This window comes from Aurantiacibacter aquimixticola (genome assembly GCF_003605475.1).
GTDB lineage: Bacteria > Pseudomonadota > Alphaproteobacteria > Sphingomonadales > Sphingomonadaceae > Alteraurantiacibacter > Alteraurantiacibacter aquimixticola_B.
Genome location: NZ_RAHX01000001.1, coordinates 1,382,577 through 1,397,797 on the forward strand (window position 1 = coordinate 1,382,577; position 15,221 = coordinate 1,397,797).

The following is a 15,221-nucleotide window of genomic DNA, read 5'->3' on the forward strand; positions in this document are numbered from 1 at the left end:
AGCCTCGCTCACAATCTGTCGCTTCGTTTCTGTTTATCCTTGGGCTGCATAGGAGCGGTCACGGCCAACTCCGCCAATCTCAACCGCTCGCGCATCACTTCCTCCAATTCCTGAGGCGCCTCGATGCGAACCTCGCCGCCCCAAGTGAACAAATGTTCGGCTATTTCGCGCAATCCTCCCGAGTGGAAGCGAACCACGACTCCATTACCGTCCGCCTCGATGCTCTGGTGCGGATGGAAACGCCAACGCCGGGCGCGCTCAGCACTTTCGGGACCGACCCTGAGAACGATATCGTGGCCTTCCTCGCGCCAGATGCCGAAGCTGCGGCCCATCCATTCGTCGAGGTCCCAGTTTTCTTCTGGAGCGCCGGGCTCCTCGCTCGCGCGGACTTCACTCATTCGGTCGAGGCGGTAAGGGACAGGGTCGAGATCGCGGTCCGGCAGCTTGCCGATAAGGTAGGTCACCGAACCGTGTATGAGGCCGAAGGGAACGACCCGGCGCCATTTCGGCCCGTTCGCGCCTTCCGCCCGGTAGTCGAATTCGACGCAGCACCCCGCCATGATGGCGCCTTGGATGCAGGCGACCGTCTCGGGGGCGTTTTCGATCATCGGGCCGGCCGGGACATGATGGCGCTGCAGGCGGACCAGCGGATCGAGATCAGGTGCCATGCGGCTCTTCACCTCACGCCTGAGCCCCGCCTGCACCTTGGCAACCAAGCTTTCGAGCAGCGGCGCCTGAGCAGAGCCCGCCCGCCGTTGCGTGGCAGCGAGCGATTGCAAAGCGGCAATCTCAGCGACGTTTGGCTGCGTGAAAGCAGAGTGCAACGAGCCCGGTATGCGAAAGCGCTTGCGGCGATCCTCGACTATCTCCTCGAGGTCGAAATGGATGAGGATGAGATCGCGCAGCCGCTCTGCGGTGCGGCGGTCCGCGCCGATTTCTTGGGCCATCTCATCGAGCGTCAGGCCCTCAGTGCTTTCGCTGAGTGCCTTGACGAGAGTTAGCAGCCGGTCGAGCTTCGCCATGCGCGCCATTGGTTGGCTACTCCACTAACGTCGGCATAGGCGCTGTAGCGTCGCCTGACGGCCGGCGGGAAAGCATTTTAGCACAGAGCCGCGCAAGTGATTCCGTTAGGTCCGCTTCCTTCAGGGCCACGTCCACCGACGCGATCCGCAGGCACTCACTGCCACCCACGATACCGAACCGGGCACGCTCGCCTAATTCTTCACCCGGGCGGCTCGGATAGAGTAACATCAGCTCCTTCGTGCGGTAGAGCCGCGCATAGGCCATCAGCTGGTAGACGTCGGATTGGCTAACGCCGTGCTTTCGGTCGAGCGGGTCGGAGCCGAGCTTCTTCCACTTGGTGTCGACGATCGCGCAGGTCTCGCCGCCGCGGCGCAGGATAATGTCGGGCTTGGTGCTAAACACGTTCCCAGTTTCAAGATGCTCGCCGGTGAAGGCGCCGAGGCAGGCGCGATGCCCGCCCTGTTCCACCAATTCGATCCCGCTCCCGACAAGCGCGCGGCGCAGCAGCACCGCAACGTATTTCTCGAACAGATCGTTCATCGGGAAGAGTAGCGTGAGGCCCTCAGGTGCCTCCGTATCATGATGAGTCGCCTGCCAGTCGCGTTGGAGCAGCAGCCTCGTCAGACGGAACAGCGCCGCCCAGCGTCGGTTCGTGCGATCGATGCGGACTTGTGTCCACGGCAGGCGATTGACCGGCACGAGGGGAATGTCGGCAAGCGTGCAGCGCAGCTCGTCCAGCTTGCGCCGAGTAGCGTGCGAACGTGCATGCCCGGCGAGGAACACAACCGCCGCCGCCATCACGCGCATCAGGGGCGTGTCCGACTCTAACTGGTCGAAGCGGCAGGCTAGCCGGTCGGGCCGCACGGCGTTACGTGTAAACTGGCGGGTCACGTCGAGCCGCCCGCGCAATGCGGGCAGATCGTCCTCGCGCGGGACATAGGCGCGCGGCAGGCCTCGCCGCACCTCCGCCAAGAGGCGCGTCGCAAACGCATCGATAAGGATTTCAAGCAGACTCGTCTTCTGTCGCGCGATCGCCGCCTCGCTCCCGATGCCGAGATCGAGACCGAGCGCAACATCGAGCATCCGCACGAGGCGATGCCGGACAGTGTTCTGATCCTCGGCCGCGTCTTCAGGATCGACCTTGGGCAGGATTTCAAGACTGGAGCCCTTCGCCGAAACGATTCCAACCATTTGGCGCGCGATCAGCCGATCGCGGCCCAACACCATGATGTTGGTCGCATCCTCGCGGGCCAGCGGATGCGCGCAAGCAGCGGCATGAAGCGCATCAGCACTCTCACGCGTCAGGCCGTTCTCGCCGAAGCGCGCGTGCCCCCACTCGTGCAGCGTCAGGTGAGTCATGGAGCGAATGCCACCTGCATCGCGCGTGCGTGGTCGGCGGCCGCGCCGCTGATGGCCGAAAGCCATCCGCGCCACGAGCAGGTCGCGAAACCCACCCGGTCACCCGCCACTCTTACTTGGAGGTCTTCGATCTCGCGGCGATGCTGAAGGAAATCGCCGTCGGATATCTCCATTCCGCCGCCCGGTTCGGCGAAAAGATAGAGCAGAACAGGTTCGAGCCCCTCGCGGCTTGCTTGCGTCGCAATGCCGAGTGCGTGCTTGACGAGCTGCGCCGCATCTAGGTGGCGATATCTTCGGGGCTCGGCGCGAAGCAGGTCGCGCATGGCCCGCCAGCGGGACATCCCGTCGCCCCAGACATCACGGTCATAGGCCTCGGACAGTTCTGCGGGTTTCGCGCCGCGAAAAGGCTCGTATCGCTTGGACTCGACGCCGATCAGATGCGTCTCGGTCCAGACGGCGGCATCAAGCCAAGGGTGTCGTCCGCCGCTCCACGGAAATCGCATCTCGCATTCGATACCAACCTTGACAGGGCGGCCGGATAAATCGGCGAGCGGCGGGAAGGCAGGCAGTTCACTGGGCCGCTCCAGGAACCATCCGAATCCGTTGGCCGCTAGCGCCGCGCTGCTCTGCGGATTGGCAAACTTGCCACTGGCGATCTCATTACCTGCCGCGCGTTCGAGTATTGCGCGAACGCGGTCTTCAGGAACGCCCGGCAAAAACAGAGGGTTGCCCTCGCTCAAGCGACGACCTCCGCTGAGATCGCGCCGGACGGCTTTCGCTTTACCAAGCGAGAGTAGGCGCCTTCTTCGAAGCTATCGAGAACACGCCAGCTCTTCAGCGGCTCGCTGCCCTCGCCCATTGGATCCTCAATGGTCTTGCATTCGAGGAAATTGCCGCCCTTATCCTTCTCGCCAAGAACCGCAGCCAGGCGGTTCCAGTCTTCAAAGAAATATTCCTGGAGAAGCGGGATGACCTTGTCGCTCATGACCGCGTCAACTTGCGGCTTCGTTTTGCAGCCGATGAAGAAGGCATGGCCAATCCGGTGGTCGCGATCGACGAGGTATTCGATCCGCTGGTTTATTGTCTCAAGCACCTGCGCGAGCGGAAGGCCGGTTGCCTTCTCTGCTTCCAGGAAGGCCTCGACCGAAGTATCGGGAGCCATCTCCTCGAAGCGGAACCGGCGGCGCAGCGCGGTGTCGAGTAGCGCGATCGAGCGGTCGGCGGTGTTCATCGTGCCGATAATGTGCAGGTTCGCGGGCACACCGAATTCGCGCTTGGAATAGGGCAACCGGACCTTGAGCGCGTTCGGCATGCCGAGCCGTTTGTCCGGTTCGATCAGCGTAATGAGCTCGCCGAAGACCTTGGAGATGTTGGCGCGGTTGATCTCATCGATGATGAGGACGTGGGGGAGGACGTCTCCTTCTTCCGGATTGTTATCGTCGACCTCTTGCGGGCCGCTGTTGAGCAATCGCTCAAGGACCTGAAGATTCAGCCGCCCGCGAGGCAATTCGTAGATGGTATCGAGGCTGAAGCGTTTGTCTGGGCTGAGTTCGCCGACAGGCACGCCGTCAGGATCGCTCCAGACCCAGGAGACTTTTCGTCGATGAGTGTAACGCCCATCGGGGCGCGGGGCGTATTCGTAATCGCCTTCAACGATACCGATTGCGCGAAAGGCATTGAGGCCCTTCGAAGCGACAATAACATCACCGATACTCAGCTGATTCCGGAACCGGTCCGGTGATTTGACCATCCCCATCTGCGGGGTAATCCGTTCATCCGGAAAATGGCGCTCCAATTCAGCCTGAACCTCGTCCCGACTCGTGAAACGCTCATCGCTCCAATCCACATCCCGGAAACCGAACATCGCATATCCTTGTTCGAGGGAGTCTTCGAAAACCCATGCGCTATGCGGGTCGTTCGATTGCCCCAAGGACATCTTGAAAATCTTCCGACCCTCGAGAGAGATTCCATCTTCATTGCGACGCACACGCGTCTGGGCGCGATCGGCAATGCGGGCGAAGAGACCGCTTTCCGCCTTGAGGCTGAAACCGCCACTTTCGCTCGGACCGTCCGTGTCGGGCCTGAGCCCTTCGATGAATTCCTCGTAGCTGAAGCTCTGGTGGAAGGTGACCATCTCGACCTGCCGCGCATCGACGAGTTCGCGATAGCGCTTCATCAATGCCGCGCGGCCTTGGGCGTCTTCCCCATATTCGACCGAACCATCGCACAGGCGCACTGCCTCCCGGGCCGTGCGATAAGTCTTGCCAGTGCCAGGCGGGCCGTAGAGGATCAGGTTGGTCGGTTGCACGATAGTGTCCTTACTTTCTGTTGGCGCACCAAGAAGACGGTCACGCCAAAAGGGGTCGTTCAGAAACCAGTCGTAATCCTGTTCTTCCCCATCGAGTAGATAACGTCGCAAGCGATCGGCAGACTCTTTCTCGCTCGGATCGCGCAGGCGCCAAACGGCATGGTTGCTTGTATAGAAATACCAGGTGCGAGGCTCATCCCACTGCTGCCACTCTACCCCGACGCGTAGCCCGTCTTCGCTCATCTCGGTGATGGTGCCTTCCGCGCGGAAGCGGTTTGCAGTGACGATGCCTCCTTTGGTATCGAACGGGAGTTCGGTCGCACGGGGCACGAAATCTTTAAGGAAGATGCGATCGCCTATCTGCATCTCACGCACGCGCCGGTTATTGGCGCTGCCTGTGTCGGTGAGAAGGCTCCATTCGCCACGCTCGAGGAAACGCGGCACGCCGTCTTCTTGGCCCCAAAGGGAGGTGACTAACCAAATAGGCACGGGGTCTAGTTCGCCGGTGCCTGACTTGTCGCCAGACTCACTTTCGTAACGTTCCACCAGCTGAGACAGAACTTCGGCGTTCGGAACTTCGATCTTGCTGACTTCCCGTGGGTTGGGAACGTCGTGTCGCAGACGATGTGGCAAGTTCGAATTCCGGGACTTTTGCGAAGGGTAGTCTGTGACGGTCACCTGCTGCACAGACCAATGACCATATGAGCCTTCAAGCCAAATTTGCGTTCGCGCTGCTTCGAGATCCAGCGCGAGCTGCCGACCATCTTCGAGCGCGAACGACGCAATCTTGTTCGTTTGTCCGATCGGCTCGCCCAGGCTTTCCCGTAGCGTGCGCAGGGCCCAATAATCTTCCTTGGCCAAGTCGAACACGAACCGGGTCGCTGTGCTCATGTCAGCACCGAAGCTTTGCGGCGGCGGCACATCTGCCATTCCGTGGAACTTGCGCCCCCGCATGGCCTGACAAATATTCGGCCAAGCATCATTCAGACCGAGAGCATCATTCACATCCTTTACGACCAGTTCGGCGCTCTGTCCGTCCCGCTCACGGGCGGGCTCGATATAGTTCTCGAGGACGAACCGCCGAATCCGATCAGCATCGTTCGCGCTTGCATGGCCGTCGAGGAATTGGCCATATTGCATCAACCAGCTACGCCAATTCGAGAGTCTGTTTCTCGGTTTTTCGGACTCAGGCATGAGGACGCGGAACCGCTCACCGCCACTGTCGAAATCCGTCCTTAGTCTCGAAATCGCTTCACGAATGTCTGCGAAGCGGTCCGCCTCCCAAGCTGCTTCGAGGTCTGGGTAGTGAAAGCCCAGATCGGCCAATTTTTTCTCGATTGTTCTCACCGCATGGACGCGTGTATTGCGTCCGCTTTCGGTATTCGCCCCGTTCGTTTCGAGCCAATCTCTGAATTCGCTTTCCCTCACTTGCCTCCCTCCTCGATCACCCATGCAAGGGTATTCACCAATTGTAGATGATCGACACTTTTCGCGTCCAATTCCAGTAGCTTCGGATTAGCTACAACGACCGCCAATGTCCTAGCACGGCTGATTGCCACGTTGATGCGGTTCTTCGAATAAAAGAACTCGACATGGCGCGGCAGGTCGTCCGGGGTCGACGTCGCGAGTGATACGATCACCACCTCAGCTTCTTGACCTTGGAACTTGTCGACTGTGCCCACGCGCGCTTCGGCGGGCAACGCAGCCGTGAGTGCATTCACCTGCATGTTGTAAGGTGCCACGATCAGGATGTTCTTCCACCCGATCTTGCCGGTCTTACCCGCACGATCAGTGTATTCAGTCCCGATCAGACCTTCGGCCAGTTCTTTCACCCGTGATACTTCAGCATCACTTCGCTGGCCGCAGCCGGTGTGATCCATCGCCACGAAGCGGATCCCGCTATCGGCGAGCACGGGATCATGGCCAGACTGCAAATGGAGCCGCTGGCGCGCGCAATCGGGATGAGCTTTGAGCCGTCCATCATAGACCGCGTCCGAGATGAAACCACAAATCGAGGGATGCATACGCCAACTGGTATCGAGCAGGATTCCTCGGTCGGGTGCGACAGTGGCCTCGCCCTGCAACAGATAATCCAGCGCCGAGAGGCCACTCTCGCCCGGATGAGCGCCTTGGATGGGCTGGGCCAGCTGCATCTGGTCGCCCACGAGCACGATATTGCGTGCTGCCGATCCCATCGCCAGCAAATGACCTAAGGATACCTGTCCAGCCTCATCCACGAACAGGTAGTCGAGCGTCTGATCGAAATCGCTATCGGCAAACAGCCAAGCGGTGCCGCCAATCAGATCAGGCATGTAACCATGCACATCAGCGGCTTTCTCAATGTCGGTTATGATTCGGCCATTGAGCCGTTGCTCGTCATTTCCATGCGTGCATTTCTTCACGCCGACGAAGCTGAGTCCAGTCTCATCCGCGACATCCTCTACTTTGGCTAGCAGGTTGTTGATCGCCTTGTGACTGTTGCTGGAAACGCCGACCTTCTTGCCTGCAGCGAGCAACGAGCAGATCACGTGCGCACCTGTGAAGGTCTTGCCTGTGCCCGGCGGTCCTTGGACAAATAAGGTCGTGCCATCCATCGCCAAACAGCGCATGGTGGCGGCTTCGATCAGGCTTTCGCCATCTTGGACTAGCGACAAACCATTCCAGCTGAGCAATCGCGGCGCTCTTCTTTCGATGATATCGAGCAGCGCGCTATAGGGTCGCTCGTCCGCCTCTTCCACCGGGGCAGGAACGCCGTTCAGCCACTCCTCTTCCGCCATACCTGCCCAAGCCAGCGCGACCCGGCGAACGGCGGCAACCAGAATTTGGTTCGGCACAGTCGGCTCGGGGATCAGTGAGCCTTCCAATGGCCAGACCCCTTTGGCTGCGTTGCCTCGCTTGATTTCGACCGTGCCGGCTTCGCAATCGAGCGCTACGATTGTGCCCACCTTCGAAAGGCTCGGCGCATGAAGGACCACCGATCCTTCCCGAAGTTTCGTCTCCTGCGGCGCAAACCGATAGCTGGCGATGGTGCTGCGCTTATCTGGTCGTTGCCAAATTCCCTCTTCATCGGGGTCTGGCACGATCCCTCCGATACACTCATGATCTTCTGCGAGCTCATCCGGATCACGCTCACAGCGGTCGAACATGGCCCAAAAGGCCGGCTTATCGGCTCTGCGATGAAACTGCGTGAGGTGTCCGACTAGCGCCCTACCTTCTTCGCTTTCCGGCAATGTCCCGGCTTTGATGGCCGTGAGTAGCCTCTGGGAGCGCACCTCGGCTTCAGCGCGTGCTTCTGCTTTTTCATCGGGAACCGCCGTAGCAGGACCAACTGGTCGCCACGGCAAATCCTTCATGCGCAATTCTACCAGCCAGTCGCGCAGTGCCTCGGTATTTTCGCAATCCACCTTATTGTATTCGAGGATGCCGTCGAGGATCGCCTGTTCGTTGGTTTTTTGCCAGCTTTTGTATTCAACAACAGACTGGTCAGCCTTGGTCACATCGCCCTGCCGCGCTTCGGCAAAGAATATCTCCATCGTTTTCAGCGACAGGTTGTCTTCGCTTGTTCGGATAGCCTGCCTCAAGACACCATAGAGATCGACGAACCTCCGTTGGCGCAGCAAATTGTCCAGCAGTTCTTCACGGCTGGCATGAAGCGTGGATAGGCGGCGGAGCGCCGTAATCTCGTAAGGGGCATAGTGGTAAACGTGCGCGCCGGGATTGGCCTCGAGATGCGCGGCCATCCAGTCTATCGTGCTTTCGAAAGCAATTCGTTCGTCAGCGTGGTTATGCCCCCACCGAAAACGGAACTGCGGACTGGATCCGTCGCGATAGTGCACGCCCCACAGGTAATCGAGCCCGCCCTCTTCCAGCGGATCACCCTCAAGGTCGAAAAACAGGTCAGCGGGGTCGGGTTGCGGGAGGTTGGCAAAGCCCCTGCCTTCCTCAATCGGCAAAGGCTCGGCCACTGGCTCTCCGCCCTGCCAGCGGGTCTGCTGAATTCGGGCCTGCGCACGCAATTTGTCGAGGGTGGCGGGCGCGAGGCGGGGGATGCGCTGATCGTCCGGAAAAGAGGCGAGTTGCGCGACCGTGGATACGCCAGCCGCCCGAAGTTTTTCGATCTGTGGCTTGCCTATCCCGCACACGCGCGAAAGGTGGTCCTCAGCTTCCCAGACCTCAGCACAATGGTCTCGCCACGGACAAAGGCCGCACGCTGCACAGGGCTCCGGCTCGCTTTCCTCTGCCCCACTTTCCACGAAAGCGAGGAAGCGGGCGATAGCGGCTCCGAGCACTTTATCAAAGTCAACCAAACCAAAGCTCTCGCGTCGCCCGTCGCCCAGTTGGACATGCGCACGGCGCGGTGCCTTGCCCTGGATCGCGGCAATCATTCGCGCATAGAGGCCAAGCTGCACCACGTGGCTCGCCTTGGCCGAGCGCGCCAGCTTGGTGTCCACCGGTTCGTAGGACCAGTCGCCAAGGTTAGACGGCTTATCTACCCGGATCAGGAAATCGGCGAAGCCGCTCCATGGAGGCTGCAGAAAGGCAGCTTGGAATATTGCCTTCGCGCCTTGTTCCATGGCCTCCCTTGTCCGCAATGCGCGACTTTCCAGCAAGCCTTTCTCGGGTATCTCGACTAAGCCCCCTTCATCCGCAAGCTGCTCACGATAGGCATCCTCGTGCTCAAGCCCCGCCTGTTGCACAAGCTTGCCCATGGCGTCGTCTTCGGCCTGTTGCGGGGCAGCGTCAGGCTCTCGTAACCGCGCCAGGTCGAGTGCGGTGGCATGGGCACAGCCTAGATAGCGGACAAGGTCCGACGGTGAATAGAGGATGGCGTTATCGAACTGACGCATTCGCGATTACTCCTTGCGAACGCGGTAGCAGTCTGCTGCGACAGAAACGGTCGGTTGTGAAAAAGAATGCTGGCATTAGAATCCCATAGAAGATTTTTCAAACCCACGGCCTTCTCGTTCTTCGATCAGCCATTTTGCGAGAACCTTGGGATCCTTCTCTGCCAGTAGTTTTGCCCGCTTGCTGACGAGAAAATAATCTCCGGGCGTCGTGCCAGCAACCGGCAGCCTTGCAGGTGCATGGAAGCCAAACCATCGCTTGAACTGCGCTCGTGCTCGATGCTCATCGAGCGGTTTGAATTTGGCACCAACAGTAAATCTGCGCTGCGTCGCCGGATCGAAATCGTCCGCTAGGTTGGTCGTCGCCACGAATGGCGCTTTCAATGCATCCATCTGGCGGAGCATCTCGTTGACCATGCTGCGTTCCCACCCTCGCTGGGCGTTTCGGCGGTCAGTGAGGAAATCATCCGCTTCGTCGATCAGCAACAGCCCCTTGCAGCGTGATGCCTCTTGGAAGGCCGCGGCGATGTTAGCTTCGGTTTCACCTACATACATGCCGAGTAGGTCTGAGCCGCGCCGTTCGACGAGTTCGATCTGGAGCCGTTCGGCCAGATGGCGGGCGTAGGCACTCTTGCCAGTTCCGCTCGGCCCCGACAGCAGTAGACTCCAGTCACGATCCTCGGACGCTTCGAGCCGGCCGGCCAGCGCGTCAAGATCACGGTCCGCCACCGCGAGAGCGGGATCATAGGTCGGTGGCAACGCCACGGGGCTCGGGGCTCGGCCCGTGATCGCGGTCACCAGACCTTCTCCGATTGCTAGAGCCTGTTCGAGAGTGCCCCCTGCCTCCTTCGCGCCTTTCACCGCCGACGCAAGAACGGCGGGAGCAGCAGGCAGAGAGGCGAGACGATGCCTGTCATTTTCGGACAGCTTCAACTTTGCTTTCTTCGCGTGTAAATCGACAATCCGTTGCCGCACCGCGAGCGACGGTTTCGGAAATTCGATTGCAAGCGACATGCGCCGGATCAGCGATTCCTCGAAGCGCCACAGATCGTTCACGATCCAAATCGTCGGGCGATCTCCGCCCTCGATTAGGCCATTCAGGAACTGTTTAGACCGGCCGCCACGGTCTTCCAGAGCCCCCAGCTGCAGCACGTCGTCAGCCTCGTCCATCACCACAACACGGCCCGGTTCTCCGCTAGTCAGCGCCCGCAACAAGGTCAGGTGCGCCAGCCTCTCGCGGCGGTTCGGTTCCCGGCCGCTCTCATCCTCCATACCGGCAAAGACGGCACGCTTGCCCGTGCGGGAAGCGAGCAGCCTGGCAAATTCCGTCTTCCCGGTTCCCGGCGGCCCGTAGAGCAGAATTGCGCATCCCCTTGCCGCTCCGACGAGTGTCTCTGCAATTTCTCGCTGCGGCCCAATGTGGTCGAAGTCACACCAGGCAAGCGTCGATGGCTTGGCAACCGGCATCAGCTGCCTTGCCAAGCGGGAAGGCGGCGATCCCGATTTTGCGACCCGTTGCAGGAAATTGTTGGCTGAAACCTCTCCGTCGCGGTCGTTGTCGACAAGACCGGTGCTCCACAGCTGCGCTCCAACCGCCAAACGGTCCTCCACCTTGAAGAGGGGGAGATCGTTCAGAAATGCGATCTTGCGTGCAGACGGGTTGTGCCCCCCACCGGGCAGCGCCCGGATCAGCTTGTCCCATTCATCATGCGTGGAACACCGCGCAAGCGTCAAGATAATTGCCCGCTCAATGGCGTCGAGCTTCAGCATCTTCGCCAGCCAGTCGATCCGGCGATCAAGCGACGTGCGCTTTATCGTTCTACCTCTAGAATTGCCCCTGACCAGCCGACGCAGCAAAGGGGGATACTGCTGACTGGTGAGCAGCTCCCAGTCCTCCTCGTTATCGAAAACCTTGTTCGCAGGCTCGGCGTTCGTCCATGCTTCCAGCAGCTCCGAACCGCACTTGCGAAGCTGCTGATCGGACATCCGGCTGACCACGTCACACCATGTCTGCGCGAAGAGCCTAGCTTCTTCGTTGGAAGAAAAGGACGTTTCGGATCGGCGGTGGCTATGGCGGTGGCGATGCCTCAAGCGGTGGAGTTCTGATTCTGTCATGCGCCTCTGATATGTGCGAGGTGCGACAGAACTGGACGCAACCTAGCTAACGATCTTTCGCTCAAGCAGGAATGGGCGAAGCACTGCAGCCTTGCCGGCAACCCAAGAGACGATTTCGCCGCCACGCGCATCTGGATCGGCAGAAAATGCGGACAGGCTCTCGATCGCAAGGAAATCACTAGCTGGGCGCAGAAACCCTTCTGGCGCGTCCTTCGTCATGGTAAAATAGTCGTCGTCTCCGTTAAAAAACCCAACGTAGACGTGCGGGCCGACTAGATCACGGCCGATCTCTTCGCTGTCATACCACGAATCGAGTTCTGGAAACCAAACTCCAGTCTCAATATAGCTCCAGCCGCTTGAACTGTTCGGTGCAGATAGCGCGTATCTATGAGCATTCACCGTCCCATAATCGGGATCAGCCTTAATTCGATAGCTCGCCGTCTTACCACAGGCGGCAATTCCCGCTGCCTCTTGCCACATCCGATCAACTAGATTCTCCAGACTGGCCGCTTGCGAGACATACAACTGAGCGGACGATAGAGCGACCGCATCAGGAAACTCGTTGCTCATGTTCTGATCCCTCAAATATCTTGAAAAAGCCCGCGAAAGACCAGCAGCAAAATGATCTTCAGCCAAATCGGCAGTAAGGGCCTCTATCTTGCGGGCAACAACACCCCAAGTGGAGTGACAACGGGAGAAGTCGTGGTAAAGACTTGCAGACGCTTCTGCTGTGAAGTCTCTCGGTGGTGGAGTCAGATGCGTGATAAAAACCAAGGCCCTCGGCATGTCACAATCTTCGCCGTGTTCTTTTAGCCAATCAGCATACGCGCGAAGCTGATGAATTTGCACTCCCTCATTCTCTCGCTCGGAGACCGCATGACCAACCTTATTTTCGAATAGAATCCAAGGCTGACCATTGAACTTTATGAGCATGTCTGGACGGCCATATTTACCCGCGTGATACTGTGTGAGAACTTCGATCTCGCCAGCATCGACGGCAACTGAGATATCACGATCTGCCCTTGTGAACTCCTTCAGGAGCTCAGCCAGGACCTGCGACGGCAGGGATCTAATCGTTGCAGCCAAACATTCCGTAGTCCAATCTTCAATCGGGTCCTTGTTCTCGCGCTGTCGATACGCAAAGAGATCAATGAATAGGTCATTATTCAAGTTCGGTTCTCCAAGGCCCTAGCGATCGTGACCATCGCCCACGTATCTCTCGCACAATACGCTCTTAGGGCATCCGATAACGCCCCACGCCGCGCATCACTGCACGCTTGGTCCGCCGCCTCATGCCACGCCATCTGCGCGTTCCCGCCATCTTTGACCTCGAGCGTAGCATAATCCAATTCGGGCGCGATCGTCGGCAGGACAGCCTTGATCGACCAGCTTCCACGCTGATCCCTGTGATACCAGTTGTTGCGTGTGACGGGCAGGAGATCGACAGTCGCTTCCGCCTTAGCCAGCAGCGACTCAGCCAAATCCGGCTCCCACCCGGCCAAATCACGCAGCACACGGCGTTCGAATGGCGCATAGTAGGCGACGATGGTCGCATCGCTCGGAATCATCTCGACCAGCGCCTCGGCACAGGTGCGGCGCGGATCGCTGCCATCGCAGCTGAGGAATTCGTGGTGCGTGATCGTCCCGTCTTCCTGTTCCAAATGGAGCGAGAACTGGAACGGGATCTGCTGATATGGCCGTGTGCCAATCCATCTCGGAACGGCAGGTGCGATGGTTTCGAAATCGAGCCAGGCCCGCGGCCAGCCCCATCCTGCAATTTCCCGGCGCGCACCTTCAGCATTATGGAACGGAACGCCGTCGCGTGTAGCGGCCAAGATCTGCGCGTTGGTGCCACTGAGGTCATCCGGCGAGAGGTCGAGCAGGTTTTCGATGCCTTTCGTCTGCCATTTTTTGCCGCCTCCGCGCGGAAGGACGGTAACCGGCCATTTGGGCCCTGACGGCAGGTCGCGCCCGCAATAGGCCGCGAATTCGCATTCGAACGGCGATGAGCAGTGATCGCCCATCTCCAGCTCCGGTTCCTCGCCCGCGAGCACAGCTCTTGCCTGCTCCACCAGCGCGGCGCGACCGGCTATCGTGTCCTCCAGCTCGTCCAGCAGATCGACATCGGTGAACAGTCCGGCGTAATCGCCCGCCCGGGTCAGTTCGAATGTCTTGTCGATGTGCCGGATCGCCGCACTTTCCAGCTCTAGGCCAGCTTCGCGCAGGGCCCACACTTGCGTCGCAAGATCTCCGCGATGGTAGTCTTTCACCCCGGTCGAGCTCTTCACCTCAGCCGCGCGCCACGCATTGCTCTCGGTTCGCTCAAGCACATCGACGCGCACCAGAACGCCCTCATGCTGAAAAGTGGCTTCGAAGATCGGGCCGGGATGCCCCTCGCCGAGCAGGCGCGTCGTGGCAGCAAGCGCGGCCGTCAGGTCAGGCTCCGCTTCAACCATCACTCCTTGAGGATGCAGTGCACAGGCAATCTCCCCCACTTCGTTGCCACCGGCAAAGCGCATCTCGGCGCCCTCGTCATGTTGCGCGAATTCGGGTCGGTGGACCGACAGCCACAGTTTCTTCGGGCACTGCTCGAAGGACGTGATGCGGGACTTGGAAAGGCCGTAGCGGCGAGGAGCGTTAGTGTCGTGCATCACGCCCTATTACAGAATAGCCACGTCAAATATGGTCGTGCCGGGTCTGATTTCGCCACCCCTCATTTTAGTGACGCAAGAAAACTGGTCGGCGAAAGCGTTGCGTGAGCGTCCAGAGGGGGCCGAAGCGAAAACGCCTTGGGCTGACGAGCGAAATCCCAAAGCCGAACAAGGTGCCAGTGATCACGTCGATCGTCAGCCACGGCAAGTTCGTTTGCGCTAAGGTGGAAGGGTGTCCGTTCCCACCCGTTAGTTGTTTTCACCTCCAGCAGCCGATCGGAACCATCCGGCTCGAAACTGGAAATATCGTAGCCATAACCATCTCCGTCCTCCGCCGATGTCCAACGCACCTTGCGAGCGAGGTCAGCCCTCCCCGCAGATTCAAGCCGTGCTCGTTCGTGCACAAGCATTTGCTCTTCGCCGGCTTTGCCCAAGGCGCGATTACGAGCGTCGCGTTCCGCCACGTCGTATTTCAAACCAATCTTGGCCATGAATTCGGCGTCCACGGGGGGTGGCTCATTCCGCTGCGAGGGAGCGGGACCGAATTCGAGCAAGGCCTCGGTCGGCGGGCCTATCCAATTCGCTGCCGCAGGGTCTCTTAGGCGCGATTGATTTTCTCGCGGAGCAAGCCAGTCCTCATTGCGATCCAGCCAGCGCAACACTCCATCAACTAAGGCATTCTGGAAATTAGCCGCCGGTTTGTAGCCTGGAATCCATGGCTGACCGAGACCGAGCAGGACTGCGCTGATATTCTGATGTTTGAACTCAATCGAACCTCGCCCGCGCCCGATCCTCTTCTGTAATCCCCGATTGTGCGCGGCCTTATTGTAACTAATTCCTGCGATGTCGTCTGTTAGCATCGCGAAGTAGTCCGCAACGGCAGCATCGATCTCCGGGGCAGTCCAGTCCTCGCCCGCCAAG

9 protein-coding genes are annotated in these 15,221 nt (G+C 59.5%); all 9 read right to left on the reverse strand.

The genetic code is table 11. The features are described 5' to 3' along the window. Positions 1–8 precede the first annotated feature (8 nt). The gene (locus D6201_RS06930; RefSeq protein ID WP_120048138.1) at positions 9–1,031 is read right to left on the reverse strand and encodes a helix-turn-helix transcriptional regulator; all 1,023 of its coding nucleotides are present in this window, start codon (positions 1,029–1,031) and stop codon (positions 9–11) included. A 7-nt stretch (positions 1,032–1,038) separates the two neighbouring features. Next, positions 1,039–2,382, reverse strand: a complete 1,344-nt coding sequence (locus D6201_RS06935) for an McrC family protein (RefSeq protein ID WP_120049262.1) — start codon at positions 2,380–2,382, stop codon at positions 1,039–1,041. Continuing rightward, entirely contained in the window at positions 2,379–3,122 is a 744-nt protein-coding gene (locus D6201_RS06940; RefSeq protein WP_120048139.1) for a PGN_0703 family putative restriction endonuclease, read from the reverse strand. The genes D6201_RS06935 and D6201_RS06940 overlap by 4 nt, the downstream gene beginning before the upstream one ends. Next, positions 3,119–6,118, reverse strand: a complete 3,000-nt coding sequence (locus D6201_RS13080) for an AAA family ATPase (RefSeq protein WP_165853509.1) — start codon at positions 6,116–6,118, stop codon at positions 3,119–3,121. The genes D6201_RS06940 and D6201_RS13080 overlap by 4 nt, the downstream gene beginning before the upstream one ends. Then, a complete protein-coding gene (locus D6201_RS06950) occupies positions 6,115–9,537 on the reverse strand; it encodes a TM0106 family RecB-like putative nuclease (RefSeq protein ID WP_120048141.1) in 3,423 nt (1,140 codons plus the stop codon). Before D6201_RS06950 ends, D6201_RS13080 begins: the two co-directional genes overlap by 4 nt. A gap of 75 nt (positions 9,538–9,612) precedes the next feature. Beyond that, positions 9,613–11,520 (reverse strand): AAA family ATPase, encoded by a 1,908-nt coding sequence (locus D6201_RS06955; protein ID WP_165853510.1) that lies wholly within the window; start codon positions 11,518–11,520, stop codon positions 9,613–9,615. Between the two features lie 171 nt (positions 11,521–11,691). Beyond that, positions 11,692–12,819, reverse strand: coding sequence for a hypothetical protein (locus D6201_RS06960; protein WP_120048143.1), 1,128 nt, complete (start codon positions 12,817–12,819; stop codon positions 11,692–11,694). Beyond that, the gene (locus tag D6201_RS06965; RefSeq protein ID WP_120048144.1) at positions 12,816–14,300 is read right to left on the reverse strand and encodes a DUF2779 domain-containing protein; all 1,485 of its coding nucleotides are present in this window, start codon (positions 14,298–14,300) and stop codon (positions 12,816–12,818) included. The genes D6201_RS06960 and D6201_RS06965 overlap by 4 nt, the downstream gene beginning before the upstream one ends. A gap of 62 nt (positions 14,301–14,362) precedes the next feature. Next, a complete protein-coding gene (locus D6201_RS06970) occupies positions 14,363–15,220 on the reverse strand; it encodes a protein NO VEIN domain-containing protein (RefSeq protein ID WP_242447462.1) in 858 nt (285 codons plus the stop codon). Position 15,221: the final 1 nt, after the last annotated feature.